The sequence below is a fragment of the Polyangium spumosum genome (assembly GCF_009649845.1).
Classification (GTDB): Bacteria; Myxococcota_A; Polyangia; order Polyangiales; family Polyangiaceae; genus Polyangium; species Polyangium spumosum.
Genome location: NZ_WJIE01000006.1, coordinates 30716 through 57279, shown reverse-complemented (window position 1 = coordinate 57279; position 26564 = coordinate 30716). Strand labels below are relative to the sequence as shown.

The 26564-nt window shown below is 69.8% G+C and carries 19 protein-coding genes; 10 read left to right on the top strand and 9 right to left on the bottom strand.

The features are described from left to right. Positions 1-14 precede the first annotated feature (14 nt). Genes GF068_RS21155 through GF068_RS21140 form a run of 4 tightly spaced genes read left to right on the top strand, consistent with a single transcriptional unit; the run spans position 15 to position 4533 of the window. Entirely contained in the window at positions 15-527 is a 513-nt protein-coding gene (locus GF068_RS21155) for a hypothetical protein (RefSeq protein WP_153821264.1), read from the top strand. A gap of 9 nt (positions 528-536) precedes the next feature. Then, complete coding sequence (locus GF068_RS21150) at positions 537-1751, top strand: aminotransferase class V-fold PLP-dependent enzyme (protein ID WP_153821263.1); 1215 nt, start codon at positions 537-539, stop codon at positions 1749-1751. A 28-nt stretch (positions 1752-1779) separates the two neighbouring features. Next, positions 1780-3456: an FAD-dependent oxidoreductase gene (locus tag GF068_RS21145; protein WP_153821262.1), complete on the top strand. Its 1677-nt coding sequence runs from the start codon at positions 1780-1782 to the stop codon at positions 3454-3456. A gap of 48 nt (positions 3457-3504) precedes the next feature. Then, entirely contained in the window at positions 3505-4533 is a 1029-nt protein-coding gene (locus GF068_RS21140) for an aldo/keto reductase (RefSeq protein WP_153821261.1), read from the top strand. A 22-nt stretch (positions 4534-4555) separates the two neighbouring features. On the opposite strand, the gene GF068_RS21135 is transcribed toward GF068_RS21140, so the two are convergent. The 3 genes from GF068_RS21135 to GF068_RS21125 are packed head-to-tail and all read right to left on the bottom strand — an operon-like array spanning position 4556 to position 8075. Further along, positions 4556-5434 (bottom strand): formylglycine-generating enzyme family protein, encoded by an 879-nt coding sequence (locus GF068_RS21135; protein ID WP_153821260.1) that lies wholly within the window; start codon positions 5432-5434, stop codon positions 4556-4558. 32 nt (positions 5435-5466) lie between these two features. After that, a complete protein-coding gene (locus GF068_RS21130; RefSeq protein ID WP_153821259.1) occupies positions 5467-5970 on the bottom strand; it encodes a hypothetical protein in 504 nt (167 codons plus the stop codon). Then, positions 5967-8075 carry a c-type cytochrome gene (locus GF068_RS21125; protein ID WP_206079510.1) on the bottom strand — a complete coding sequence of 703 codons (2109 nt, stop codon included), beginning with the start codon at positions 8073-8075 and terminating at the stop codon, positions 5967-5969. The genes GF068_RS21130 and GF068_RS21125 overlap by 4 nt, the downstream gene beginning before the upstream one ends. A gap of 68 nt (positions 8076-8143) precedes the next feature. Here GF068_RS21125 and GF068_RS21120 point away from each other — a divergent pair, with 68 nt between their 5' ends. From GF068_RS21120 to GF068_RS21105, 4 genes are all read left to right on the top strand, one after another. Beyond that, positions 8144-9253 (top strand): DUF4215 domain-containing protein, encoded by a 1110-nt coding sequence (locus tag GF068_RS21120; protein WP_153821258.1) that lies wholly within the window; start codon positions 8144-8146, stop codon positions 9251-9253. A gap of 149 nt (positions 9254-9402) precedes the next feature. Then, the gene (locus GF068_RS21115) at positions 9403-10710 is read left to right on the top strand and encodes a plastocyanin/azurin family copper-binding protein (RefSeq protein WP_170319597.1); all 1308 of its coding nucleotides are present in this window, start codon (positions 9403-9405) and stop codon (positions 10708-10710) included. Positions 10711-10814: 104 nt separating this feature from the next. Next, complete coding sequence (locus tag GF068_RS21110) at positions 10815-12431, top strand: PAS domain-containing protein (protein ID WP_153821256.1); 1617 nt, start codon at positions 10815-10817, stop codon at positions 12429-12431. A 1-nt stretch (position 12432) separates the two neighbouring features. Beyond that, positions 12433-13272, top strand: coding sequence for a hypothetical protein (locus GF068_RS21105; RefSeq protein WP_153821255.1), 840 nt, complete (start codon positions 12433-12435; stop codon positions 13270-13272). 5 nt (positions 13273-13277) lie between these two features. Here the strand turns inward: GF068_RS21105 and GF068_RS21100 are convergent, their stop codons facing one another. Continuing rightward, complete coding sequence (locus GF068_RS21100) at positions 13278-14840, bottom strand: carotenoid oxygenase family protein (protein WP_153821254.1); 1563 nt, start codon at positions 14838-14840, stop codon at positions 13278-13280. Positions 14841-14861: 21 nt separating this feature from the next. Then, positions 14862-16679, bottom strand: a complete 1818-nt coding sequence (locus tag GF068_RS21095; RefSeq protein WP_153821253.1) for an NYN domain-containing protein — start codon at positions 16677-16679, stop codon at positions 14862-14864. Positions 16680-16840: 161 nt separating this feature from the next. Between GF068_RS21095 and GF068_RS21090 the strand changes: the two genes are divergently transcribed. After that, entirely contained in the window at positions 16841-19243 is a 2403-nt protein-coding gene (locus GF068_RS21090; protein WP_153821252.1) for an FG-GAP repeat domain-containing protein, read from the top strand. Between the two features lie 3 nt (positions 19244-19246). Here GF068_RS21090 and GF068_RS21085 read toward each other — a convergent pair whose 3' ends face one another. Continuing rightward, positions 19247-22648, bottom strand: a complete 3402-nt coding sequence (locus GF068_RS21085) for an ATP-binding protein (RefSeq protein ID WP_153821251.1) — start codon at positions 22646-22648, stop codon at positions 19247-19249. Positions 22649-22882: 234 nt separating this feature from the next. Between GF068_RS21085 and GF068_RS21080 the strand changes: the two genes are divergently transcribed. After that, on the top strand, positions 22883-23692 hold the full coding sequence (locus GF068_RS21080; RefSeq protein WP_170319596.1) for an SIMPL domain-containing protein: 810 nt from the start codon (positions 22883-22885) through the stop codon (positions 23690-23692). Positions 23693-23694: 2 nt separating this feature from the next. On the opposite strand, the gene GF068_RS21075 is transcribed toward GF068_RS21080, so the two are convergent. The 3 genes from GF068_RS21075 to GF068_RS21065 are packed head-to-tail and all read right to left on the bottom strand — an operon-like array spanning position 23695 to position 26518. Further along, positions 23695-24150, bottom strand: a complete 456-nt coding sequence (locus GF068_RS21075; RefSeq protein WP_153821249.1) for a hypothetical protein — start codon at positions 24148-24150, stop codon at positions 23695-23697. 3 nt (positions 24151-24153) lie between these two features. Then, entirely contained in the window at positions 24154-25137 is a 984-nt protein-coding gene (gene floA, locus GF068_RS21070; protein ID WP_153821248.1) for a flotillin-like protein FloA, read from the bottom strand. Between the two features lie 4 nt (positions 25138-25141). Continuing rightward, a complete protein-coding gene (locus GF068_RS21065; protein ID WP_153821247.1) occupies positions 25142-26518 on the bottom strand; it encodes an NfeD family protein in 1377 nt (458 codons plus the stop codon). Positions 26519-26564: the final 46 nt, after the last annotated feature.

The window sequence follows — 26564 nt, the reverse complement described above, 5'->3', positions numbered from 1 at the left end:
GAGGGGGAAAAATCGTGTCGAACGAAACCGAGCTGAATCCGTACGAGGCGCCCAAGGAGACGAAGGGCACGAAGAGGACCAGGAAGAAGAAGGAGCTCGCCGAGGACGATCACGAGCAGAGCGCGGCGATCGACGCGATCGTCTTCTCCCTGCGGAAGACGCGGCCCTGGATCACCCTGTTCGGCACCCTGAGCTACATCTTCGCCGTCGTGCTCGTGGGCTTCGGCCTCTACTCCATGAGCGCCACCTCGTCGTCGCGCGTGCTTGGCGAGATCGGGGCCGTCACCTTCGTCCTTTACCTCCTCATCGCGATCCTCTACGGCGTGATCGGCACGCGCCTCTTCCGGTATCGTGACAGCATCAATCAGGTCCTCGCCAGCGAAGGCCGCCTCGAGTTCGTCGCGACCGCGATCGAGCGGCAACGCGAGTTCTGGGCGCTCGTCGGGGTCATGACGGTCGTGCTCCTCGGCCTGTATCTGCTCACGATCCTCGGCGCGCTCCTCTTCTTCCCCCTCATCGGCCGATAATCCACCCCGATGCCCATTCACGAGTTCCCTCCCTCCCACGCCGCCCGCGTCCGGCCGCTCTGGGACCTCGACCCCACGATCGTCTACCTCAACCACGGCTCCTTCGGCGCCTGCCCCTTGCCGATTCGTGAGGCGCAGGATCGGCTGCGGGCGCAGATGGAGCGCGAGGCCGTCCGGTTTTTCCTCCGCGAGCTCGAGCCGCTCGCCGCCGCGGCCCGGGAGGCCCTCGGGGCGTTCGTCGGCGCGGGCCCCGACGATATCGCGTTCGTCCCCAACGCCACGGCCGGCGTCAATACGGTGCTCCGCTCGCTCGACCTCCGCCCCGGGGACGAGCTCGTCACGACGGACCACGAATACAACGCTTGCAAGAATGCCCTCGACGCCGCGGCCGCGCGCGCCGGGGCCCGCGTCGTCGTCGCCCGCGTCCCTTTCCCCATCGATTCCCCCGACCACGTCGTGACGGCCGTCCTCGATTGTGTCGGCCCGAGGACCCGCCTCGTCCTCGTCGATCACGTCACGAGCCAGACCGGCCTCGTGTTGCCCGTCGAGCGCCTCGTCCCCGAGCTCGCCCGCCGCGGCGTCGATACCCTCGTCGACGGCGCCCACGCCCCCGGCATGGTCCCGCTCGACCTCCGCGCGCTCGGCGCCGCCTACTACACCGGCAATTGCCACAAATGGATGTGCGCCCCCAAAGGCGCGGCCTTCCTCCACGTGCGCCCCGACAAACAGCTCGACGTCCGCCCGCTCTCGATCAGCCACGGCGCGAACAGCACGCGCACGGACGTCTCCCGCTTCCGCCTCGAATTCGACTGGACCGGCACCCACGATCCCACCCCGTACCTCGTCCTCCCCGAGGCGATCCGCTTCCTCTCGTCGCTGCTGCCGGGGGGCATCGCGGCCCTCGCCGCGCACAACCGAGGCACGGTCCTCGCCGCGCGTGAGCGGTTGTGTGAGGCCCTCGACGTGCCGCCGCCAACGCCCGACGCCATGATCGGCTCCCTCGCCAGCGTCCCCTTGCCGGACGGCACGGGGGAGCCGCCGCCGCCGCCTTTTTCCTTCGATCCTCTGCAGGAGGCGCTTTTTACGCGTCACAGCATCGAGGTCCCCGTCACCCCGTTTCCGCCCCCGCGCGGGCGGCTGCTCCGCATCTCGGCGCAAATCTACAACGACGCCGAAGAATACGCGCGCCTCGTAGACGCGCTCCGTGCCGAAGGGGTATCTTGACGGCCTCACGGATCCTTGGAGGTAGACCATGAAATTCAAGAGTGACCCCCCGAACCGGAAGCCCCTCAAGACGCTGGCCCCTGGGCTTCGGCGCCGCGATTTTCTGAATGGCCTGCTCGTGGGCGCCTCCGGGGTCTTCCTCGGCGGCCTCGGCGCGGGCTGCAGCGACGATCCCGGCACGGGCACGCCGCCCCCCGCGGGGCCGCAGTACAAGGGCGACGTCTTCACGATCTGCCACGAGATCCGCGACGGAAAGGCCTTCGAATTGCCGGCGGCGTCGGGGGAGCTCCTCGACTGCGTGATCATCGGGGGCGGCATCAGCGGCCTCGTCGCCGCGCGCAAATTGCAGCGGAGCGGGGTCACGAACATCCTGCTGCTCGAAAAAGAGGATCCCGTCGGCGGCGTCTCCAAGAAGGGCGGTGATCCCGACCGCACCCACGGCCAGGCCGCCGCGTACACGGTCTTTCCGTACAACGACAACCTCAACGAGACCTACGAGGACCTCGGCATCATCACGGGTTACGACATGGAGGGCACCCCCATCGTCGACGAGAAGTACATCATCCCGGGCCCGGCGAACGGCGACTGGATCGCCGGCAAATTCTACGAAGACGGCTGGGAGGCGGGCATGGACGCCCTGCCGTATCCGCCGAACGTCATCGCCGACCTCAAGGCCTTCCGCGAGGACATGATCGCCTGGTACGACTACGAGGGCCAGGACATGAAGTTCGGCTTCGACACGCCGACCGACAACTCCACGACGGATCCCGACGTCCGCGGCCTCGACAACATCACGCTCGCCGAATACATCGCAGGGAAGGGCTGGGCGCCCGAGGTGGGCCAGTATTTCGACCCGTACTGCCGCTCCTCGCTCGGCACGACCTACGACAAGGTCTCGGCCTGGGCCGCGATCAGCTTCCTCTGCGCCGAATTCGGCCCCGTCCTCTCCCAGCCCGGCGGCAATGCCTACCTCGCGCTCATGCTCGCCGAGAAGATCGGCGTCGACAAGATCAAGACCGGCGCCTTCGTGCTCCGCGCGAAGAACGAGGGCGACGAGGTCCACGTCTCCTACATGATCGACGGCGTCGTCACCACGATCCGCGCCAAGACCGCGATTTATGCGGCGAACCGGTACATCGCCAAGCACGTCCTGCCCGACCTCGGCGCCGCCGGCCGCGACGAGGCGAAGGATTTTCATTACACGCCCTACCTCGTCGCCGCCGTCTACGTGAACAAGACGCCGGCGAACCTCGGCTTCGACAACTGGGTCCACGGCGCCGATACCCTCTTCGCCGACTTCATCGTCGCCGACTGGACGAGCCACGCCGACCCGGTCAATGCCCCGCTCGATCGGCCGAACGTGCTCTCCTGCTATTGCCCCCTGCTCGGGCCCACGGCCCGCGTCGACCTGCAAACGAAGCCCTTCGAGGAGTACGAGGAGCGTATCCTCTCGGACCTCGAGAAGGTCATCCCCGGCGTGCGCGACACCGTCACGGGCGTCGACCTCTACCGCTGGGGCCACGCCATGATCGCCGCTGACAAAGGGTTTGTCTTTGGCGCGGCGCGCCTCTCGTCGAGGCAGCCGCTCGGCAAGATCAGCTTCGCCTGCCACGACACCGACGGCGTGCCCGCGTTCGAGAATGCCGTCGGGGCCGCGTATCTCGCCGTCGTCGAGGTGGCGGCCCACCTGGGCGTCATGCCCTGAGCGCACGCGCGGGGTCGACAGCCGCGGTCCGCGCGCTATGACGACCCCATGGAATACCGCACCCTCGGAAGCAGCGGCGTCAAGGTCTCCACCCTCTGCCTCGGCGCCATGACGTTCGGCGAGGCCGACGAGAAATCGTTCATGCACAAGGTGGGCTGCGACGAGCCCACGGCCCACGCCATCATGAACCGCGCCCTCGACCGCGGCTTGAACTTCATCGATACGGCCGACGTCTACGGGCAGGACGGCCTCTCCGAGCGCGTCGTCGGCAACTGGCTCGTGCAGGGCAAGCACCGCGAGCGCACGGTCCTCGCCACGAAATTCCGCTTCCGCATGGGCGACGGCCCGAACGGCACGGGCGCCTCGCGATATCGCATCATGCGCTGCGTGGAGGACAGCCTGCGCCGCCTGCGCACCGATCGAATCGACCTCTACCAGATCCACATGCAGGACAACGACACGCCCGAGGAGGAGACCTTGCGCGCGCTCGACGACCTCGTGCGCCAGGGAAAGGTCCTCTACATCGGCGCCAGCAATTACGCGGCGTACCGGCTCACCGATAGCCTCTGGACGAGCCGCACCTCGCACCTCTCCCCGTTCGTCTCGCTGCAGATGCAATACAGCCTGGTCTCGCGCGAGCTCGAGCGCGAGCACGTGCCGCTCTGCAAGAGGTTCGGCCTCGGGCTCTTGCCCTGGTCGCCGCTCGCGGGCGGCTTTCTCACGGGCAAGTACCAGAAGAACCAGCCCCCGCCCGAGGGCGCGCGGCTCGACAAGTGGAAAAACCAGCTCGCCGGCTTCGACAGCCCGCGCAACTGGCGGATCCTCGACGCCGTCACCGCCGTCGCCAGGGAGCGCAATTCGACGAAGGCCGCCGTCTCGCTGGCCTGGCTGCTCCACAAGCCCGCGGTGACGAGCGCGATCTTCGGCGCGCGTAGCCTCGAGCAGCTCGACGCTTGCCTCGTCGGCGCCGACCTCTCGCTCTCGGCCGAGGAGATGAAGCGGCTCGACGAGGCGAGCGCGTTCGAGCCGGGGTATCCCTACGAGATGATCGGCCGCGTGCAGCAGGGCCGCTGGTGATCGCGGAGCGGCGCGACCTGCCTCATTGACCTGCCGCCGCTCTCGGAGGCATCGCGCAACGAATCCCGAGAAATCCGCAGCGGTAGGTCACCTGGAAACGCCCCGGCCGCTCGTTGCGGAACATGTTCGGGATGCCGTCCCGCCAGCTCGCGCCGCGGCCCACGCGGTCCTTCGTCCTCGAATCCTGCACGCTCGTCGTCCATTCGAAGACGTTGCCCGCGAGCCCGAGCAGCCCGTCCTTGCTCGCGCCGGCGGGGTGCGCCGCGACCGGACACGTGCCCTTCAAGAGGCCCTCTTTTCCGCCCGACCAGCAGAGCTGATCCTTCGGAGCCTCGTTGCCCCACGGATAGACGCGCCCCTCCTCGCCGCCGCGCGCGGCCCACTCCCACTCCTCGTCCGAGGGCAGGCGTTTTCCTTGCGAGCCGCAGTAATCGATCGCCTGCTGGAAATCGACGCAGACCATCGGATGGTCCTCCTTGCCGGCCTTCTTGTACGTCGCCTCGGGCGCGCAGGTGACGAACGCCTCGTTGCATTTCTTCGATTCGACGCACGCCTCGTAGTCCTTCGCCGTGGCCTCCGTCTTGTCGAGGCAAAAATCGGCGACCTTCGCCTCGTTCTTCAAGAAGCCCATCTTGTACGCCCCGCCCTGGATGAACGCCATTCCCTCGGGGCAAGGGCTCGGGGGCGCCTTCGGGGGTTCGGGCGCGGGCGCGGCGGTCGCTTCGGGCGCGGCGGTCGGCGCGGCGGCCGTCGTCGCGGGCTCGGGGTCGCTCTTCGTCGCTTGCGGCTTGTCCTCGGCCGGCGCCGGCTCCTTCACGACGGCAGCGCCCTCCTGCGCGCCGCCGCCGCAGCCGAAGCCAGAAAGCGCCGTGCCAAAAGCGAGCCAACGAAGAGCCTTCATCTGCAATCCTCCCACACCCGAAAAACCGTTTGTCAGCGTAGAACGAGGACCGGCGCCGGGTCCCCCTCGATCCAGTATTCTTGCAATACGAGCCCCGGCGAGACCATGGAGCCGCCATAGGTCTCGCCGAAGGAGAACAGCTCGAAGATCCGCCGGTCCCCCGGCCGGATCGGGAACATGACCTGGCCCGACGGCGGCGCGGGCACGCCCTCCTTGGGCTCGGACATCCAGAGCGAGACGCCCCGGCTCGCGCCGCCGACGAGCGAGGCGGCCGTCGTCTGCACGTCGCAATGCACCTTGAGCCAGCCCCGCGCCCGCCACGCCCGGCAATGCTCGGCGCGCGGGCCCTTGCGGTGGATCTTCACCCGCGCCGCGTTTTGCCATTCGGCCGGCGTGGGTGGCTTCGGCGTCCCCTCCTCGACCGGGATCGGCTCGAAATCGATCGGCTTCTCCTCCTCGCTCGGCGGCTGCTCGGCCTTGGCGGCCGGCAGGAGCAGGAGGAAGACCAGGGCTTTGAGGATCCGGGCGCGGCTCATAACGTCTTCAAAAAGGCGACGAGGGCCTCGCGGTCCTCGGCGGAGAGCTGGCTCGTGTTCCCCATGCGATCGCCGTTCATCTCGATGAGTTTTTCCAGGGTCGAGACGCGGCCGTCGTGGAAATAGGGCGGCCTGCCGGCGACGAACCGGAGCGAGGGCGTCTTGAACTCCTGCTTCGTCTCGTCGTCGAAGCCGCTCACGGGCGGCAGGCGCTTCAGCGGATAGGGCGTGCGATCCGTGTAGCTCGTCTCGGGCACGTGGCAGCGGGCGCATTTCGTGGCGTCGCTATTGAAGAGCTCGCGCCCGCGTTTTTCCTTCTCGGTGAGCTCGCGATTCTCCCGCGGCGGCGGGACCAAACCTTCCCGCACGAACGCGGCGACGAGCGCGGCGCGGCCCACCGCGGCGCCGCCGATGTTCTGCGGCATGCGACCCCAGCGATGCAGGCTCATGCCCGCCGTCACGCGCGCGCCGAGGTCCGGGCTCTCGCCGTGCCAGCCATAAGGCCCGGCCGCGTTCACGAGGCCCGCGAGCATCGGCGTTCGTCGGGGAAAACCTTTTGATTTTGCGAGATCGGGGATGTTCTCGTGGGCGCCCACGAAGTTCGTGCCGAGCCCGTCGACGGTGTCGAACGTCGCCTCGCGCCAGACGTGACCGTCGTCGCGCCCGTCGGGGTGACAACCCGCGCAGCCGAGGCCGCCGCTGAGAATGGGATCCGTCGCGTTGTAGAAGAGCCTCCGCCCCTTCTGCGCGTCCCCCGAGAGTTTGTCGTCGGCGAGATGGACCCGGGTTTTTCTTTCGCGCACCACGGGGTCGATTGGCGCCTTCGGCGCGAGGTCGAGCGCGACCACGTCGTAGGTCGAGCGGCAAAACACGTACGCCGTGTCCTCGTCCGGCGAGAGCGTGATCCCCGAAGGCGCGCCGCATTCGCCGGCCGCGCCGTAGCCCGGATCGTATTTCTGGCCGACCTGGAAGATCCGCACGATCGCGAGCGTCGGATCGAGCGCCACCGCGTCGAGCTCGGCGACGACGTCGTCCCCTTCGCCGGCGACGAGCAGCGTGTCGGATTTCGCGCGGTAGACCATCGCGCGGGGCTGCGTGAACGGCCCTCGGTCGCGGCCCGGGATCGACACGGGCGTGTCCGCGGTCATCGTCAGATCCGCGACCCGGCTCTTCTGCGCAGGCAGCCCGCCCACGTGGATCGCCGCGAGCTGCGTCGGCGCCGCGTGGCCGTTTTTCCCGGGCAGGAGCACGACGTCCACCGTCGGCTGCCCGTACCACGAGCGCCGCGCGAGCGCGCCCACCGCGTGCCGCGCCACGAAGAGCCGCCCCTCGTCGGGCGAGGTCACGAGCGAATACCCGAGCGACGCGTGGACCTTTTTCCCCGAGGGCGCGCGCGCGGGGGAAGGCATCACGCTGATCGTCGAGACGACCGGCGCGCCCGCCTCCTCGCGCACGTGCGTCACGTCCGCGCCCACGAGGTGGCTGACGAAAACCTCGCCGTTTCCGAGCGCCACGACGCCCCGCGGCTCGCGCGCGACGTCCGCCGACCACACGACCTTGCCCGCCGCGAGATCGACCTTCGAGACCCGGTGCGTCCAGGCGCTCGTCACGAAGGCGTGACGTGCGTCCGCCGTCGCCGCGAGGCCCCAAGCGTCGGCGGGCAAGGCGACACGGTTCGTCTCGACGAACGAGCCCGATGCGTCGGGCCGGAGCACGAGGAGCAGGCCGGGATCGCGGATCGTCACGAGCACGGCGCCGTCGATCGAGAGGACCTCGGCCGGCGCGCCGGGCAGCGGCACCTCGGCGACGGCCGCCCCGGGCGCGAGCGGGAGCGGGATTTTCCGCAGGACCTTGTGATCCTCGTCGGCCACGAAGAGCACATCCCCCTGCCGGCTCCGCGTGATCGCCCCGCCCTTGCGTTCGGCCGGCGAGAGCGGCGATGGCTGCGCGGGCGCGGCGCTCGTCTGCGGCAGGGCGGCTTGTGAGGCCGAGGGCGCGGGCGCCGACGCGTCGGGTGTGTCCTTCGACGACGAGCAAGCGACGGGCGAGGCGAGCGTGATCGCGATCGCGAGGGAGAAGGAAACGCGAGGGTCTGGTCCACCCACGAAGAAAAGCTCTATCGGAGCGCCGCGCGCGCGGCAAGAGGCGGCGCGCTCGTGGTAGGTTCGCTCGCATGCACGCACGTGCTCTCGCCGCTCTCGCGCTGCTCGGCCTCGCCGCCGCGTGTGGCGCGCGCAGCGCCCTTTTTGCGCCCGAGGCCGAGCGGGGGGATCCTTTTTGCGGCGACGGCCTCGTCGACCCGGGCGAGGCGTGCGACGACCACAACGACGTCGCCACCGACGCCTGCGTCCCCGGCTGCCTCTTCGCGCGTTGCGGCGACGGCATCGTCCGGGCCTTCGTCGAGGCCTGCGACGACGGCAACCTCGTCTCGGGCGACGGCTGCACGGCGAGCTGCGCCCTGCTGAGCTGCGGCAATGGCATCGTCGAGCCGGGCGAGGTCTGCGACGACGGCAATGGCGTCGACACGGACGATTGCCCCTCGCGCTGCTTGCCGGCGATCTGCGGCGACGGCTTCGTGCACGCGGGCCTGGAGGCGTGCGACGGGGGCGCGGCGAACGCCGACAGCCCGGCCTTTTTGCTCCTGCAGGGCGCGCTCGCGCGGCCCGTCCTGCCGATCACGCGGCCCATGCCGCTCGTCTCGTTCTACGACTACGGCTCGGCCAGCGCGCACACGGGGTTCGAGGAGCTCGGGGCGAGCAAGCTGTTTTTGTATCGCGACCTCGCGCCCGGGGGCCTGCTCGGGCTCGTCACGGTCCACGGCGTGGACAAGAATACGAGCGGGCAGGAACAGCCTCCCGCGCGCGTGCAGATGGGGTTTTTGGGCTTGCCGGAGGGCACGTTCGTCGCGGTCGTGGACGACGGGAAGGGCGAATTCTCGCTGCTCGATCCCGCGACGGCGCAGGGAGACTGGACGTTCGACAACAACACCGACGGCGCCGCGCTCTCCGGCCTTCCCTCGCCGGGCGCGTGGGTGGTCGACGTGGTGCCCGGCTTTCTCCAGGGGATCGAGCGCTGGGAATGGGTGGACGGGAGCGGCGAGAAGAACGTGCTCGATCGCACCACGACGGCCCGGATCGTCGCGCTGGGCGCGCCCTCGGTTTGTCGGCTCGATTGCACGATTCCGCGGTGCGGCGACGGAATTCTCGACGCGGGCGAGGTGTGCGACGACGGGAATGTCGTGAGCTTCGACGGGTGCGCGGCGGATTGCAGATCCACCAATTGAACGGCAATCGGTTCGTCGCGTGAACCGTGGGAGCTGCAAGTTTCGAGCTGCACGAGATCCTTGACAGGCGCGGGAAAATTTGTCAATTGCGGTTCCCGTCCCGGCCGTACCATGGCCGTTCGGATGACCCTTACCCTTCGAGGCACCTCATGAAGATGCAGAACGCAAAGATCCTGACCGGCGCCGTGCTCGCTGCCGCGGGGCTCGTCTCTTTCGCTTCGGGCTGCGAGCTCATCGCGACCGTCGATCGTGGTCAGATCGACATGACGGGCACGGGGGCCAGCACGGGCGGCATGGGCGGGACCGGCGGCATGGGCGGGACCGGCGGCATGGGCGGGACCGGCGGCATGGGCGGGACCGGCGGCATGGGCGGAGCCGGCGGCATGGGCGGAGCCGGCGGCATGGGCGGGACCGGCGGCATGGGCGGAACCGGCGGCATGGGCGGAACCGGCGGCATGGGCGGCGCTGGTGGTATGGGCGGAACCGGCGGCATGGGCGGCGCCGGTGGTATGGGCGGCGCCGGTGGTATGGGCGGCGCCGGCGGTATGGGCGGCGCGGGCGGCGGCATGGGCGGCGCGGGCGGCGGCATGGGCGTGTGCCTCACGCCGAACGATTGCCCGACGCCTGCGAACGAGTGCGAGCAGGCGACCTGTATGGCCGGCACCTGCGGCACCGAGGCCAAGGCCAACGGCACGCCGACCTCGGGCGAAATGGCCGGCGACTGCAAGCGTCACGTCTGCGACGGCATGGGCATGGCGATCGTCGAGGACGACGCGATGGACGTGATGGACGACAACAACTCCTGCACGATGGACGCGTGCCTCGCGGGCGCGCCCACGCACACGCCCGTCGCGGTCGGGACCATGTGCACGGACGGCGGCGGCGCGGTTTGCGACGACAATGGCACCTGCGTCGCCTGCAACGTCGACGCCGATTGCATGAACGGCGACGTCTGCATGAACAACGCATGCGTGGCCCCCGCGACCTGCATGGACGGCATCATGAACGGCGACGAGACCGGCATCGATTGCGGCGGCGCGACGTGCACGAAATGCAATGGCGACGCTTGCGGCGGCGATGCCGAATGCCAGAGCGGGATCTGCGACGGCGGCCAGTGCGTGGCGAACATCAATGGCTGCACGCCGTCGATGGCGACGGACCTCACCGCCATGTCGGCGACGACGGTGACGTTCTCGAGCTTCGCCTACACCCCGAAGTGCATCAAGGTGAAGGCGGGGACGGTCGTGACGTTCTCGGGCTCGTTCTCCAGCCATCCGCTGCAGGGCGGCGTGGTCGCGAACGGCATGGCCACGCCCGCGGCGACGGGCCCGTTTGCCACGGTCACCAACTCGGGTGCGTCGGCGGATTTCACCATGTCGACGGCGGGGACCTATCCCTACTACTGCGTGCCCCACGCGCTCGGCGGCATGAACGGCGCGGTGTTCGTCGTTCCGTGACAGCACGATGACGTCGAGGAGCGGGCGCGCTCGTCCGAGCCGTGCCCGCCGCCCGCGCGGCGTCGCCCAACCTGCCGGCTCGTGTTATCGTGGCCGGCAAAATCATGGCAACCCTCGACGGCGCGCCGGCCTCGTTCTCCATCCACCCGGACCTCCTGCTCTCGGTCCTCGATGACGCGACCGCGCTCGTCGACGCTCGTGGCCGCGTTCGGCTCACCAACCCGCGCATGGACCGCCTCTTCGCCTCGGAGGAGGGCGCGCGTTTCCTCCCGTTCTTCGAGCGTCAGGGCGCCTTCCGGCTCCTGCCGACGAGCGTGCTCGAAGGGGCGGCGCTCGCGGCGGCGCGGGGGATCGAGGACGTGCTGGCGGGCGCGCGCGAGCGGCTCGAGCTCGACCTCGGGGCCCCGGGCAGCTCGATCCTGGCGATTGCGTGCGCCGTCGACGGCGGCCGGGGCGCGCTCGTGCGGGTGCGCTTGCGGACGGCCGAGGAGGAGCACCGGGCGCGCTGCGCCGAGGTGGTCGAGGCGATGCAGCTCGGGCTCTACGTCTATCGGCTCGAGGATTCGCAGGGCGACGAGGCCGCGCTGCGCTGCGTGTACGGCAACCCCGCCGCCGAAGAGCTCACGCAGCGGCCCACGGCGAAGTTCGTCGGAAAGCTGCTCGACGAGGTCTCGAGCGTTCCGCGGCAGAGAGGGCTCATCGATCGGTACGTCGAGGTGGTCCACCAGGGCAAGACGGTGGACATCGATTACACGACGAAGGACGCGAAGACCGGCACGGACATCGCCTGGGCGATCAAGGCCTTCCCGCTCTCGGGGCAATGCGTGGGCTCGATCTTCGAGGACGTCACGAAGCAAAGGGAGACCGAGCAATCGCTGCGGAGCACGTCACAGTTCCTGGATACGATCCTCGACAACCTCCCGATGTTCATCTTCATCAAGGACGCTCGGGACCTGCGCTACATCCACACGAATCGCTACATGGAGCAAGCCTTCAACTTTTCGTGGGTCGGCAAGAACGATCACGAAATCTTCCCGAAGGAGCAGGCCGACGTGTTCATCCAGCAGGACCGGGAGATCCTGGCGGGTCGGGTGATCGTCGACATCCCCGAAGAGGTTGTGCCGATCGGAGGCCTGGGCGTGCGGATCTGCCATACCCGCAAGATCCCGCTTTATGACGAGGCGGGGCAGCCGCTCTTCCTGATTGGAATGAGCGAGGACATCACGGATCGGAGATCGGCCGAGGACGCCAAGCGGCGCGAGCTCGTGCTCCTGGAGACGCAGACGAAGCTGATGGAGCTCGTCCGGCAGCTCTCGACGCCGCTCCTGCCGCTCGCGAAGGGCGTGCTCGTGGCGCCGCTCGTGGGGCAGATGGACGAGGCGCGAGGCCAGCATTTCATGGAGGCGCTGCTCGCGGGGATCCAGGATCACCAGGCGGAGACGGTGCTCATCGACATCACGGGCGTGCCCTCGATCGACGCGTCCGTGGCCGAGCAGCTCCTCCGGGCCACGCGCGCGGCGGGCCTGCTCGGCACGGAGACGGCGCTCGTCGGGGTCTCTCCGGACGTGGCGCGCACGATCGTGGACCTCGGGGTCGATTTCGGGAGCCTCGTGACGTACGCGGACCTGAGGGCGGGCATGCGGGCGGCCGAGGAGGCGAGGCGGCGAAGGCTCGTCGCGAAGCCACCCCAGGGAAATGGGCGCCCGAGCCCGCGGACGTGAAATGCCCCGCCCGAGCCCGCTGACCCCCGTCCTCGCGGCCGCGCTGCCGGCGAAGGGCGCGGCCGACGAGGCGCACGGAGAGGCCTTCCGCCGCGCGGCGCACGTCCTTCTCAATCACGCGACGCTCCACATCGCCGGAGCTGCTCATCGCCTCGCCGAGGTCGAGTTTTACTGGTACGGACCCGGGCACGAGGACCCGTTCGCGCACCGGGACCCGATCCAGGTCGAGTCGGGGATCTGGTATTTCCACCGGCAGGGCGGCACCTACAAGGGCGGCACTTACAAGGGCGTCGACATCGCCATGGGGCGGAGGCCCGATACGTACGTCGGCATCTTGATTCGCACGATCGTGGAGGCGGCGAGCGGCGCGATCATCGAGGGATCCTGCACGTGTGTCGATCACGTGCTCGCGAGGACGGGAATGGAGAGCGTCGCGGCGCTCGTGGGCTCGTTCGATGGGTCGATCGATCCGAGGGAGGGCTCGCCGCTTTACCTCACCCACGACAAACCCCGCGGCGGCGCGGCGGAGGTCTTCGATTCGCCGCGGGTGGGTTTGACCTTGAAGAAGGGCGCGACCCCGGAGCGGCGCGCCTTCCTCGGGCGGCCCTATCGATTCACGATCGAGCCGGCCCGGACGAAGAAGGGCCGGCCGCACCTCGTCGTGGGGCTGCACCAGAAAGGGCGGACGAACGAGGAGATCCGCCGGATCACCGGGAGCGGCGCGGCCCTGGTCGAGCGGTACGTGCGCGCGTTCGAGGCGGGGAAGGGGAAAAACCCGGACGAGTATCGCCGGGACCTCTCGACGGAGGAGCTCTGCGCGCTCTGGGGAGCGCTCTCGTAAAATGGTCAGCCCGCTCCGGGGATCCACGTGCCGTGAAAGCCGTAGGGGACCCGCTGGCGCGCGCGGACGACGGCGACGGGCTCGGCGTCGAGGTCCATGGCGTCGAGGATCAAGAGGTCGCTCTCGCCCTCGTCGGCGTGGTAAACCGTGGTGATCAGGTATCCGTCCCCCTCGGGCGCGTCCTTTGCGCGTGGGAGGAAGAGCGGCTCGTTGGTGTAGGTCGATCGGCCGAGGTTTCGATAACGGACCTCGCCGGTCTGGAAATCGACGCGGCCGATCGCATTCATGATGCCGCGGCCGCAGTTGGGCCAGAGCCTCGCCGCGACCCAGCCGTAGCGGTGGCGGCGCATGGCGAAGCGCCCGTCGACGACGGGGAACTCGCAGGGCGCGTCGTCGAGGACCGTCTCGGTGATCGCGCCGGTGTCGAGGTCGAGCCGGAGCCGCACGAGCAGGCCGGGCGGGTACTCTTCGATACCCGGGTTCATCGTCTCCCCGCCCGGATCGAAGAGCGGCAGGCGCGGATACCGCACGATGTCGAGCACGACCGCATGGCCGTCGTCGTACGCGTTCATCGGGTGGAAGACGAAGCAGGGCGGGATCTCGTACCAGCGCACGGGCGCGTGGGGGTCGTCCCGTAAAACCACGCCGATCCGCGCGCCCCGCGAGGGCTGCCACCGGACCGTGTTCGGGCTCTCGAGGTCGTCCATGCGGAGCACGGCCGGGAGGTGGTAAAACACAGCGCGCGTCTCGGTCACGCTGAAATCGTGCATCATCGCGGGGAACGGGGCCTCGATGTCCCGCGACAAACGCAGGGCGCCGTCCTTGCCGAGGACGTGATACGAGAGCCCGCCGCGGCCGCCCCAGTAGCCGAACGTGTAGACCGTCTCCGTGCCGGGCTCGATCTTGGGGTGCGCGACCATTCCGCCCTTGCCGGCCTGGATGGCGCCGCCGAAATCGAAGGAGCCCCTCGTCTCCAGCGTGACCGGGTCGATCTCGTGCGCGGCCGAGCCCTCGACGAGCGTGAGCAGCCGCCCCGCCATCCGCTGGATGCTCGTGTTGCTGCGGTCGACGGCGCGCAGGATGCGCTCGAGCTGCTCCGGGCTCGGCCCCTTGCCGAGCATGGCCTGGGCCTGCAGACCGACGAGCTCTTGTCCGGAAAAACCAAGCGCGAGCCAGCCCTCGATCGTCGTGGAGCGGGCGAGGTCGCGGAGGCCGCCGTAAAGCGCGCGGCCGGCGCGGTCCTCGAGGCGCCATTTCTCGGTGCGGACCCAGCGGTTCTTCTGGGAGACGCGCCCGTCCTCGATCACGAACGCGTCGATCATCCCGTCGCCGTCGAACCAATGATACAAATCCGGGTTCGGCGGCTCGAAGCGGGGGCCGGGGCTCATCCGGTAGAGCGTGCCGCGAAGCTCGCGCGGGACCTCGCCCGAGAGGACCGAGAGCGACGGGAAATCACCCTCCCGGCCCACGGGCGCGAAATTACCTTCGAGGTAGGGGTTTGGCCGGACCGAACGCGGCCTCGGCCTCTTCTTGTCGAGCGTGAGGAGGAGGTCTTCGACGAGGCCCATGGTGATCGGTCCTTTCGAGGCTCAGACTTTCAGTTCTTGCGTCGTTCCGCTCACGATGGTCTCGTCCGCGGGCGGCGCCTCTTCGATCCCGCCGATCAGCCAGCGCTCGATCGCCGCGCGTTCGGCCGCCGAGAGGTTGAGCTCGGCGTCCTCGCACATCGCGAGCACGTTGCGCTGGAAGGCCTCGGCGAGCAGGCGCGCGCCCCAGGGCTTCGGCGCCTCGTGCAGCGGCAGACCGCCGTACATGATGCCACGCAGGACGAAGGTCACGGCCGAGCGCGACACCGAGTGGCCCTCTGCGAGCAGCGCGTCCCGCACCGATTTCGAGGTCGCCGTGACCTGGAACGCGCTCTTGCCGAGGATGTCGGCGATCGTCCGGAAGAGCAGGCCAAACTCGGGCGGCCGGAGGACGGGCACGCCCGTGATCTCGTGCACGCGCCGGAGCACGCCCCAGAACTCGTCGCGCGAGGGCGGAGGCCAGTCCTCGCTCTCGGCGGGCGGCGCCTCGTGCCGCGTGGGATCGAAGAGGTGACCCGGGCTCGCCGTGTGCACGACGAAGCCGGGATCACTCGCGTGCAGCAGCAGATCCTTGAAGCTGCCGGTGCCGGCCCAGCGGCTGTCGACGACCACGTTGCCGAGCCGCCGGATGACCTCCTGCGAGGCCGAGGCCATCGTCACGGGGCGAGGCGAGCTCGACACGAAATCCCGCAGGACGCGGACGATCTCGGCCCGCAAATCGGAGGGGCGCGCCAAGGTGTCGGGCGAGGACTCGATCGTCGCCGAGAGCTGAACGTTCGGGCTCGAAGGAACCGGCACGCTCGGCGCCGGGCTCGACATCGGGCTCGACATCGAGCTCGACATCGGGGCGGGCATCGGCGGCGGCGGCGGGACGATCTGCGGAGGGGACGCGGGCGAGGTGAGCGACGACGGCACGGGCCCGGCCGGGTCGGCCGTGACGCGCCAGCTCTCGGCCTCGTCCTCGATGATCCGCAGGCGGCCGTCGCGGCGGCAGAGCTCCTCGGTGAGGGCGCGCAGGCTCTTGAAGCCGAGCCAGTCGCTCGCGGCGGAGAACTCCTGGAAGCGGCGGTAGACGCGCGGCAGGCTCGCGGCGGGCAGGCTCCCGGCCGCGCGCGCGGCGCCCACGACGGCCGCGGCCATCTGTGAGAGCAGCTCCGCGCCCGCGTCGCCGGCGGGCAACGAGGCCGGCGGAGGCGCGATGGAGGCCGAGGGGAACATCGAAAACGAGCGCTCGCGCAGGGAGAGCGCGGTCGTCTCGAACCCCTCGCCGCTCTCGGTCGCGACGCGCAGCGTATCCTCGATGAACCGGTCCTCGGTGATGAGCCTGTCGCACGCGGCGATGTAGGCCGAGGCCGCATAACCGACGGCCACGACCACGGTGCGCCGGTCGTGGGCGCGGAGGCGCAACAATACGGGCGTGAAGTCGGCGTCGCCCGACATGATCACGAACTCGTCGAAGCGCGTCGGGTGGCCGAGCGTGTCGAGGATGTCCATGACCATGCGGATGTCGGAGCTCGTCTTGCCCAGCGAGGTGAGGGGCGGGCAATCGACGACCTCGAACGCGGCGCGCGTGAAGTAGGGCCGGTACTTGTGGAACGTCTTCGGGTTCAGGTAGCACTTGCGGACGAGGACCGAGAGCGGCGTCCTGCCCGGCTCGCTGCTCTGCGACTTGCCGATGAGGCCCCGCTCCATCCACGCGAGCCAGCGCGTGGGCTCGGTGGCGAAGACCTCGGCGGCCTCCGGATCGACCCGATGGAGCCCGAGGTAGATGTTGTCGAAATCGACGAAAAGCGCGGTTCTGATCCGCTCGACTTGAGGCATGGAAGTCCCCCCGACGATCCGGGAGCGCGGAGCCTAGGCTGGGGCGGCGAGGTGCGTCAAGCGAACCCCGACGCGGATCTCGGGCGTCACCGGAGACTGGAAGGGGGGACCGAGGAGATTTGTCCTTCACGCCTGTACGTCGCAGTGCCATTCCTCCTGGGATGCGACGAAGGTTTGGCATCCTGGTTCTTTCTTCATCCGCCGCGGTCTTGGTGGCGGCGCTGGGTCAAGGGTGTGGCGACGGCGGCTCGTCGACGGGCGGCGCGGGGGCCTCGGGCAGCGCGACCGGGACGGGGGGCATGGGAGGCGCGAGCTCGTCGTCGGGCACGGGCGGCGACGACACGCTCTTCGACGCAGGGAGCTGCCCGCCCGGCGAGGCGTGTGACGGCGGCGTATGCGCGGGCGGCGTGTGCTGCGTGGTGGAGCTCGCGTGTGGCGACGCGTGTTGCGGCGGCGGTCAGGTCTGCTCGTTCCAGAAGTGCGTGGCGCCGGGGGCGAGCTGCGCCGAGTCGGGCGACTGCGCGGCGGGGGAATATTGCGAGCTCTCGCTCGGCGACCCGCAGGGCGGGGACGCCGGCATGGACGCGGGGTGCATGGGCGGGGCGGCTCTGCCCTCGGGCAAATGCCTGCCGAAGCCGCCGACGTGCGCGCCCGGCATGCCCCCGCCCGAGCCCGGGGCGCCGCTCACGTGCCTCGAGAGTTGTCAGTACAAACCCGCGCCCTCGACCTTCGCGCCGGAGCTGAAGTTCGCCTGGGGTGGGCTGCTCGCGCCGCCCTACTCGACGGACGTGATGATGTCGCCGATCGTGATCGAGCTCGACGACGACGACTGCGACGGGAAGGTCACGGCGAAGGACATCCCGGAGATCGTGTTCGCGACGTTCACGAACGGCAACTACCAGGGCGCGGGCGTGCTGCACGCGATCAGCGTCGTGGGCGGGCAGGTCGTGGAGAAATGGTCCGCAGCCGGCATTCACCCGACGAAGCAGCTCGCGGGCGGGAACATCGACGGCGCGCCGGGCAACGAGGTCGTGGGCTGCGCCGAGGGCGTCGACGGCGGCGTGCGCGCGCTGCGCGGCGACGGCACCGAGCTCTGGGCGACGCCGCCGATGCGCTGCTTCATGCCCACGATCGCGGACGTCGACGGCGACGGGACGGTGGAGGTCGTCGTCGAGGACGGCATCCTCGACGGCGCGACGGGCGTGATGGAAGCGCCGTTCTCGGCGCCGCTCGCGAGCTCGTTCGTCGTGAGCGACGTGACCGGCGACGGCGCGCTCGACATCGTGACGGGCAGCCAGGCCTTCGACGCGAAGGGCGTGCTGCTCGTCGACACGCAGACGGCGAACGGGAGCAACTTCTACGCGACGCAGGACTGGAAGAGCCCCTGGCCGGCGGTCGCCGATTTCGACGCCGACGGCAAGCCCGAGGTGGTCGTCGTGGACAACCTGAACCACGCGCTCGTCGTGTGGCGGTACGACGCGGCGGCGCCGGGGGGCTTCACGATCGTGCGCCCCGCGCTCGACATCAATGGCCCGCTCTCGCCCTCGCTTTGCCCTGCGGGGAGCTGGGGCAACACGCACGGCGGGGGCCCGCCCACGATCGCCGATTTCAATGGGGATGGGACGCCGGACGTGGCGATGGCCGGCGGCGTGGGGTATGCGGTGCTCGACGGCAAGAAGCTCGTCGACCCGGCCGTGCAGGGGGTCGATACGTTTTTGTGGATCAAGCAGACGAGTGATTGCTCGAGCGCGTCGACGGGCAGCACGGTCTTCGATTTCGACGGCGACGGCAAGGCCGAGGTCGTGTATTCGGACCAGCAGCGCCTGCGGGTCTACGAGGGCCCGACGGGGGAGGTGCTCTGGGAGCGGTGCAACACGACGGCGACCTTGATCGAGAACCCGGTCGTGGCGGACGTGGACAACGACGGGCACGCCGACATCGTGGCCGTGTCGAACGCGTACGGGCAGGCGAGCGCCTCGCTGCAATGCAACGACGGCGCGGCGAACGCGCAGTCGGGCGTGCGGATCTTCGGCGACACCGCGGGCAAGTGGGTGCGCACGCGGCGGGTGTGGAACGAGCACGCCTACCATATCACGAACGTCGAGGAGGACGGGACGATCCCGACGAAGGAGCCGCCGAACTACCTCCAGCCGGGCCTCAACAATTTCCGCCAGAACAAGCAGCCGGGAAGCGAGTTCGCCGCGCCGGACGCGATCGTGTCGGTGGGCCCATTCTGCGGCGGGCCGTACGCGCTCGTGGCGGTCGTGCGCAACGTGGGCGAGGCCTCGCTGCCCGCGGGCGTGGTCGTCGGGTTTTACAAGGGAAACCACCCGAACGGCGAGCTCCTCGGGCAGGCGACGACCTCGAAGGTGCTGTATCCGGCGGAGTCCGAGTCGGTCGTGCTCCCGCTCGCCGCGGCGCCGGGTGATGTCACGAACGGACAAACCCCGATCTACGCCGTCGTCGACGACGTGGGCGCGCCGCCGCACCCGACGTGGACCGAGTGCCGGACGGACAACAACGTGTCGGCCTCTGCGAGCGGCGCCTGCAATTCGCCGAAATGAGGCCTACGCCGCGGCCGCGGCCTGGAGCAGGCCGAGGACCACGTCGGGCTGGGCCGGCTTCACGAGGTGCTGCGTGAAGCCGGCCGCCAGGGCGAGGCGGCGGTCCGACTCCTGGCCATAACCGGTCAGCGCGATGAGCTTCTCCGGGCGCTCCGCGGAGGCGCGCAGCCGGCGGGCGACCTCGTAGCCATCCATCCCGGGCAAACCAATATCGAGAAAAACGATCTCGGGGCGCTGCTCGCCCGCCGCCGCGAGCGCGGAGAGCCCGTCGTGCACGATCCGGACCTCGTGGCCCGCATGCCGCGCGAGCTCCCCGATCATGGCCGCGGCGTCGACGTTGTCGTCCACCACGAGGACACGTAACCGCCGGCCCGGGTGTGGCAGCGTCGTCGCGTTGTGCTCTGCGTTCTCCCGGTCGTTCGAGGCCTCGGCCGGCGCGTCGGGCGCGACCGGCAACCACACGAGGAACGTGCTGCCGTGCCCGAGGCCGCGGCTCCGCGCCTCGACCGTCCCGCCGTGCATCTCGACCAACCGCCGGACGATGGAGAGCCCGATCCCGAGCCCGCCCTGGGCCCGGTCGAGGGTGCGCTCGGCCTGCTCGAAGATGTGGAAGACCCGATCGAGCATCTGCGGCGCGATTCCGACACCGTCGTCGGCGACGGAGAGCTCGACCCGACCGTCGATCCGCTCGACGTGGACGACGATGTGACCGCCCGGATCGGTGTATTTCGCCGCGTTCGTGAGCAGATTGACGAGGACCTGCTCCATACGAACCGCGTCCGCGAAGATGGCCACGGGTTCGTCCGGCAATTCGACGGTGATCACGTGCCGTCGCGCCTCGATGAGCCCGCGTGTCGCGTCGAGGGCGCGTGAGACCACGGACGCGACGTCGATCCGCTCCTTGCGGAGCTCGATCTTGCCCCGGGTCAGCCGGGAGACGTCGAGCAGGTCGTCGACGAGGCGGGCGAGGTTGTCGGTTTGTCGCTCCAGGATCTGGAGGTGCCGCTCGGTGCCGGGGCACGCCTGCCGCGCCCGGATGATGTGCAGCGCCATCCGCATGGGCGCGAGCGGGTTCCTGAGCTCGTGCGCGAGCATCGCGAGGAACTCGTCTTTGCGGCGGTCCGCCTCCGCCTGCATCTGCTCGGCCTGCTTGCGCTCCGTGATGTCGGTGCACGAGCCGATGAAGCCGAGGACGCCGCCGTCCTCGCCGCGCCGCGGGACGCCGTGATCGAGGAACCACCGGTACGAGCCGTCCGTCAATCGCAAGCGATACTCGAGCGTGACCGGCTCCTGACGGCGCACAGTGGCGCTGAAGATCTCCTCGGCGCGTGGCCGATCCTCGGGGTGCACCATGTCGAGCCAGCCGAAGCCCTGGGACTGCTCCGGCGATTGACCCGTGAGCCGCTGCCAGGTGTCGTTGATGTATTCGCACGACCCGGACGCGTCGGTCACCCAGATGACGACCGGCGCGTTGTCGGCCATCGTGCGGAAGCGTCTTTCGCTCTCGCGCAGGCGCTCTGTCTCGTGCGCCACCTGCCGGCGCAGCCGCGCGAGCTCGAGCCGCGAGCCGACCCGCGCGAGCAGCTCCCGCGGCGAGAAAGGTTTGACCAGGTAATCGTCGGCGCCGAGCAGGGCGCCCTCCACCCGCGCCGATTCGCTGGCGCGGGCCGAGAGCATCACCACGGGCACGGTCTGCGTCCGCGGATCGGTCCGCAACGCGCGGAGGAGCGCGCTGCCGTCGAGGCCCGGCATCATCACGTCCGTGAGGATCAGATCGGGGACGTGCTCGCGGGCCCGCTCGAGCGCCTCGATCCCGTTCGAGGCGACCTCGACGTCGTAGAGCGGCTCGAGCAGGCGGCGGACGTAACGCTGCATGTCGGCGTTGTCCTCGGCGAGCAGGACGCGGGCGCGGGTGATCGCGGGCGCGAGGCTCGAGGACGGGGGGGCCTGGTCGAGGAGCCGCGCGGGCGCGTCGATCCAGTGTGACGCCTCCTCCGCGAAGGCCGCGGCGGTCGTGGCCGAGAGGCCGTGCTCGCGTTCGGCGCCGAGGCGCTCGGCGGGCAGGTGCGCTTTGCCCGTGGGAATGGAGACCGTGAACGTGCTGCCTTTGCCGAGGGTGCTCGTGACGGAGACCTTGCCTTCGTGGAAGCCGACGAGCTCGCGGACGAGCGCGAGCCCGATGCCCGAGCCCTCGAACGTGCGCCCGCGCGCGCGCGGCACGCGATGAAAACGCTCGAAGAGCCGCGGCAGCTCGTCTGCGGGGATCCCCGTGCCGGAGTCGCGCACCACGAGCTCCACCTGCTCGCCCTTCCAGCGGAGCGAGACCTCGATCGTCCCCTCGAACGTGAATTTGAAGGCGTTCGAGACGAGGTTCGAGACGATCTTCTCCCACATGTCGCGGTCGACGTGGACCGGCTCCGGGAGCGGCGGGCAATCGACGACGAAATGGAGCCCGGCCCGCTCGACGACCGAGCGGAAGGTATTCGCGAGCTCCGCCGTGAAGGCGGCGAGGTCGGTCGGCTCGTGAGCCACCTGCACGGCCGCGGCCTCGATCCGCGAGAAATCGAGCAGGGCATTGACGAGCCTGAGCAGCCGGCGCGCGTTGCGCCGCACGACCTCGATTTCGTGGCGCTGCTCGGCCGAGAGCGGGCCATGCGCGCCGTGCAGCAGCTCCTCGACCGGTCCCAGCATGAGCGTGAGCGGCGTGCGGAACTCGTGGCTCACGTTGGAGAAGAAGCGGGTCTTGAGCTCGTCCAACCGGCTGAGCTTCTCGTTCGCGATACGGAGCTCCTCATTGGCCCGCTGGATCTCCTGGGCGCGGTGGTAGAGCTCCTCCTCCATCCGGTGCGCGCGCGACCGCTCCGCCTCGACGATCCGGCGCTGTTCGCCGCCGAGTTGCCTCAGGTGGACGAACTCGGTCACGTCCTCGCCGCGGTGGAGGACGTGCGTGACCCGCCCGTTCTCGTCGAGGACCGGCGTATTCGTCGGGCTGTAATACCGCTCGGTGAAGCCCCCGCCCTCCGATTCGGGCACGCGAATGTCGTACTTCTGCACGGCCATCGTGTCGGCGACCCCGGTCGCGAAGACGCGCTCGAGCGAGGCCCGCAGGTTGCGCATGCCCGTGGCGTTCGGATCGTCGGGGTTATCCGGAAAGACGTCGAACAGGTGGCGGCCGAGGATCGCCTCGCGCGTGACCAGCCTCGTGCGCAAAAAGGCGTTGCTCGCGGCCACGAGGGTGAGGCTCGCGTCGACGACGAAATAACTCTCCGGCGCGGACTCGAAGAGCGCGCGAAAGTCGGGCAGGCGCGCCGAGGAGCGCCCGCGTCGGTCGCGCGAATCGCGCTCGTCGGGGCCGATCCTCGGACGTTGCCGTCGCGCGGAGGAGAATGTGGCTCGCCCAGGCATATCGTCGTCCTGATGCGCCGCTCGTGCGCTGTCGCTCGGCCGCGCCTCCGTGCGCGTCGGGTACGAACATTGCGCACGGCGTGGACGATTCGACGCTCTTGCACGATCCCTTCCAACCCGGCCCCGGAACAATCGGGAGAACTCGACACCGGCGTGACCATCTGCCAGAGTCCGGGCGGCCGCCCTCGACGTGTGTGGTCGCTCGGCGTGATTTCCGTCAGGAGGATCTTTCGTATGCGCTTCGGTTCCGTGCTCGCGTTCGTCCTGCTCGTCCCCGCGTCATTCGGGCTGCTCGGCTGCGGCGCCGGGCCTCATCACGGCTCTCGCGGCGCGCCGCACCAGGCGATCCGCCACATCACCGTCGTCGGCCAGGGCGAGGCCAAGGGCAGCCCCGACATCGCGCGCACGAGCCTCGGCGTCGAGGCCTCGGCCGCGACGGTCGAGGAGGCGATGAACCAGACGAGCGCGCGGATGAAGGCGATCATGGGCGCGCTGAAGAAGCTCGGGATCGAGGACAAGGACCTGCAAACGGCGAATTTCTCGATTCAGGTCGAGCGACCCTACGTCGAGCCGCCGATGCCCATGCCCGCGGCCGCGCCTTCGCCCGCCGCGCCGCCCGCGCCGGCCGTGAAATACCGCGTCAGCAACACGGTGGAGGTGACGATCCGCGACGTGTCGAAGGCGAGCCAGGTGCTGCAGGCGGCCGTCGACGCGGGGGCGAACAACGTGTGGAGCGTGAGCTTCGGCATCGACGAGACGAAGCCGCTCGAGGCCGCGGCGCGGGAGAAGGCGGTCGCGGACGCGAAGGCGCGCGCCGAGGCGCTGGCGAAGCTCGCGGGGCTCGAGCTCGGGCCGGTGATCAGCGTGAGCGAGGTGATCGGCCGCGGCCCGATCGGCCCCATGCCGATGTTCGCGTCGGCCGAGGCGAAATGGGGCGGCGGCGGCCCGCCCCTCGCGCCGGGCGAGGTGACGTATTCGACCTCGATCGAGGTCGTCTTCGGCATCAAGAAGGCGCCCGCGCCTGCCGAGGCGAAGGACGACTGATCTCAATCGGCGCCGCGCGGCCGGCCGAGCAGGGTCGCGAGCAGGATCGCGCGGCGCACGTCGGAAGGTTTTTCCAAACGAACCAGCGGCGCGCGTCGGGCGAGCCGGCGCGGCTCGGGGGCGACGGGCGAGGGCGGCTCGGGGGTCCCTTCGAGCGTGCTCGGGACCTCGGGCAGCATCTCTTCGAGCGCGGACGCCCGCGGCGGGAGTTTTTCCAGCGAGACTGGGCGCGCGGGGATCTCCTCCAGCGATCGATATTCGGGGTGGGCCCGCGCGGGCAGGGGGCGCGACGGGGATGGCAACCTCTGCCGCGAGGCCTCCGCCACGGCGCGCCTGTGCTCCACGAACGCCTGCTCGGCGCGCTTTTGAGCCTTCTGGGCGGCCCGCGCGAACAGCGCGGGCAGGAGCGGCACCAGCAAAAAAAACATCAGGATGAGCAGCGAGACGAGCGCGTCCACGGCTCACCTGCGCGTCTGCCCGATGGCGGGCCTGACGTCGCTCGACACGTCGTTCGCGACCGAATGCCGCATGGACGTGTCCGCCTCGAGGTTCCGCATCCGGTGATAATCGAAGATGCCGAGGTTCCCCGAGCGGAACGCCTCGGCCATGGCGCGCGGCACGTCCGCCTCGGCCTCCACGACCAGCGCCCGCATCTCCTGCTCCTGGGCCACGGCCATCGCCCGGCGCTCCTCCGCCTTGGCCTGCGCGATCTGTTTGTCCGCGTTCGCCTGGTCGATCTGCAATTTCGCGCCGATGTTCGCGCCCACGTCCACGTCCGCGATGTCGATCGAGAGGATCTCGAACGCCGTGCCCGCGTCGAGCCCGCGCGCGAGGATGTTCTTCGAGATGTGATCGGGGTTCTCCAGCACCTCCTTGTGGCTGCCGGCCGAGCCGATGGTGCTCACCATTCCCTCGCCGACACGCGCGATGATCGTCTCCTCCCCGGCGCCGCCGACGAGCCGGTCGAGGTTCGCGCGCACCGTGACGCGGGCGATCGCGATGAGCTGGATGCCGTCCTTCGCGACCGCGGCGACCCGCGGCGTCTCGATCACCTTCGGCAATACGGACATCTTCACGGCCTCGAGCACGTCCCGGCCGGCGAGGTCGATCGCGGCGGCGCGCTTGAGCGGGAGCTGGATGTTCGCCTTGTCCGCCGAAATGAGGGCATTGACCACGCGCTCGACATGGCCACCCGCGAGGTAATGCGCCTCGAGGTCGTTCGTGGACACGTCGAGCCCGGCCTTCACCGCGCTGATCCGCGCATTGACGACGGTGCCCGGCGGCACCCTTCGGAACCGCATGCCGACGAGCGACGACAAACCCACGTACGCCCCCGAGGCCCACGCCGCGATCCAGAGCGGCACGGGGACCAGATAGAGGACGACGAACAGGCCCACGAGCACGAGGGCGACGATCCCGATGATCCCGAGCTCCACGCCGAACATGTGATCACCCCTTTTCTTTCTCGAAAGCGCGGCGGACGACGACGTGGCTCCGCTCCACGCGGAGGACTTCGAGCGCCGTGCCGGCCGGAATGAATTCACCCTCGGAGATCGCATCGACCCGCGCGCCCGTGATCTCCGCGACGCCCGAGGGGCGCAGCGGCGAGGCCGCCTTGCCGAGGTCGCCGGGCAGGATCGCGTCGAGGGGCGAGGGCTCGAAGGGGAGCGCGTGATCCGGGTGCCCCGTCTCGAGGACGAGCCGCCGACCGAACGGCAATCGCGGGAGGAACCGCAAGAGGAGCGCGGCCCCGACGAGCGTGACGGCGAGCGCGACGGCGACCTGCGCGGCGGCCGAGACGATACCCGCCGTGGTCACGCCCGCGCCGACGAAGCTCATCCCGAGCCCCGCGAGCAAGGCCGCCACGCCGAGGACGCCTGCCAGGCCAAACCCGGGGATCACGAAGATCTCCAGCAAGAGGAGCGCGATCCCGCCGCCCACGAGCGCGAGCTCCTCCCAGCCCACGAGCGCGATGATCGCGTGCGACCAGAAAAACAGGGCGAGGCAAACGAGCCCGACGATGCCTGGCGCGCCAAACCCCGGGGTGCGGATCTCCACGAAGAGCCCCAGCATGCCGAGCCCGAGCAGGAGCGAGCTGACGGCGGCCGAGGTCGAGAACCGGACGAGCTTCTCCGCCCAGTTCGGGGTGAGCGAACGAATCTCCGCGTCGGACAAACCTCGTTCGGCCAGGACCTCGTCGAGGGTCTCGGCGCGATAACTGGCGGCGCCGAGCGCGAGCGCCTCGTCGGTCGTCAGGGTGAGCAGCTTGCCTTTCGCGACGACGTCCGGGACCTCGACGTCCTCGTCGACCATGGCCTCGAAGAGCAATGGCTCCCGGCCGCGCGCCTCCGCGGTCGCGCGGAACTCTTTGCGTACGTACGAGGTCGCCTTCTCGCCGGCGGGCGCGGCTTGCCCCTGGGGACCGGCGAGCACGGGCGCCGCGGCCCCGATCGTCGCGCCCGTGGTCATGGCGATGTCCTCGGCCGCGAGCGCGATGAGCGCGCCCGCAGAGATCGCCCGCGGCGAGATGAAGGCGACGGTCGGGACCTTCGCGCCGAGCAGGGCGTCTCGAATGACGACGGCCGCGTCCACGCGCCCGCCGAAGGTGTCGATCGGCAAGACGAGCGCGGCGGCGCCGGCCTGCTCGGCTTCACGCACGGCGCGCTGCACGTAGGGCGCGAGGCCATTGTCGATCTCGCCACGAATGGGCGCGACGTACACGATGGGCCTCTCCGCCTGCCCACGCGCGGACGCGCCGAACAGGAGCGCCCAGCAAGCGAGCACGAAGACCCAGGCGCGACGTCGAGACCACGAGCCGCCATTCACCACGGAAACCCCCGCTGTGAGGCTAGGGCTCCCGGGGCGCGGCGGT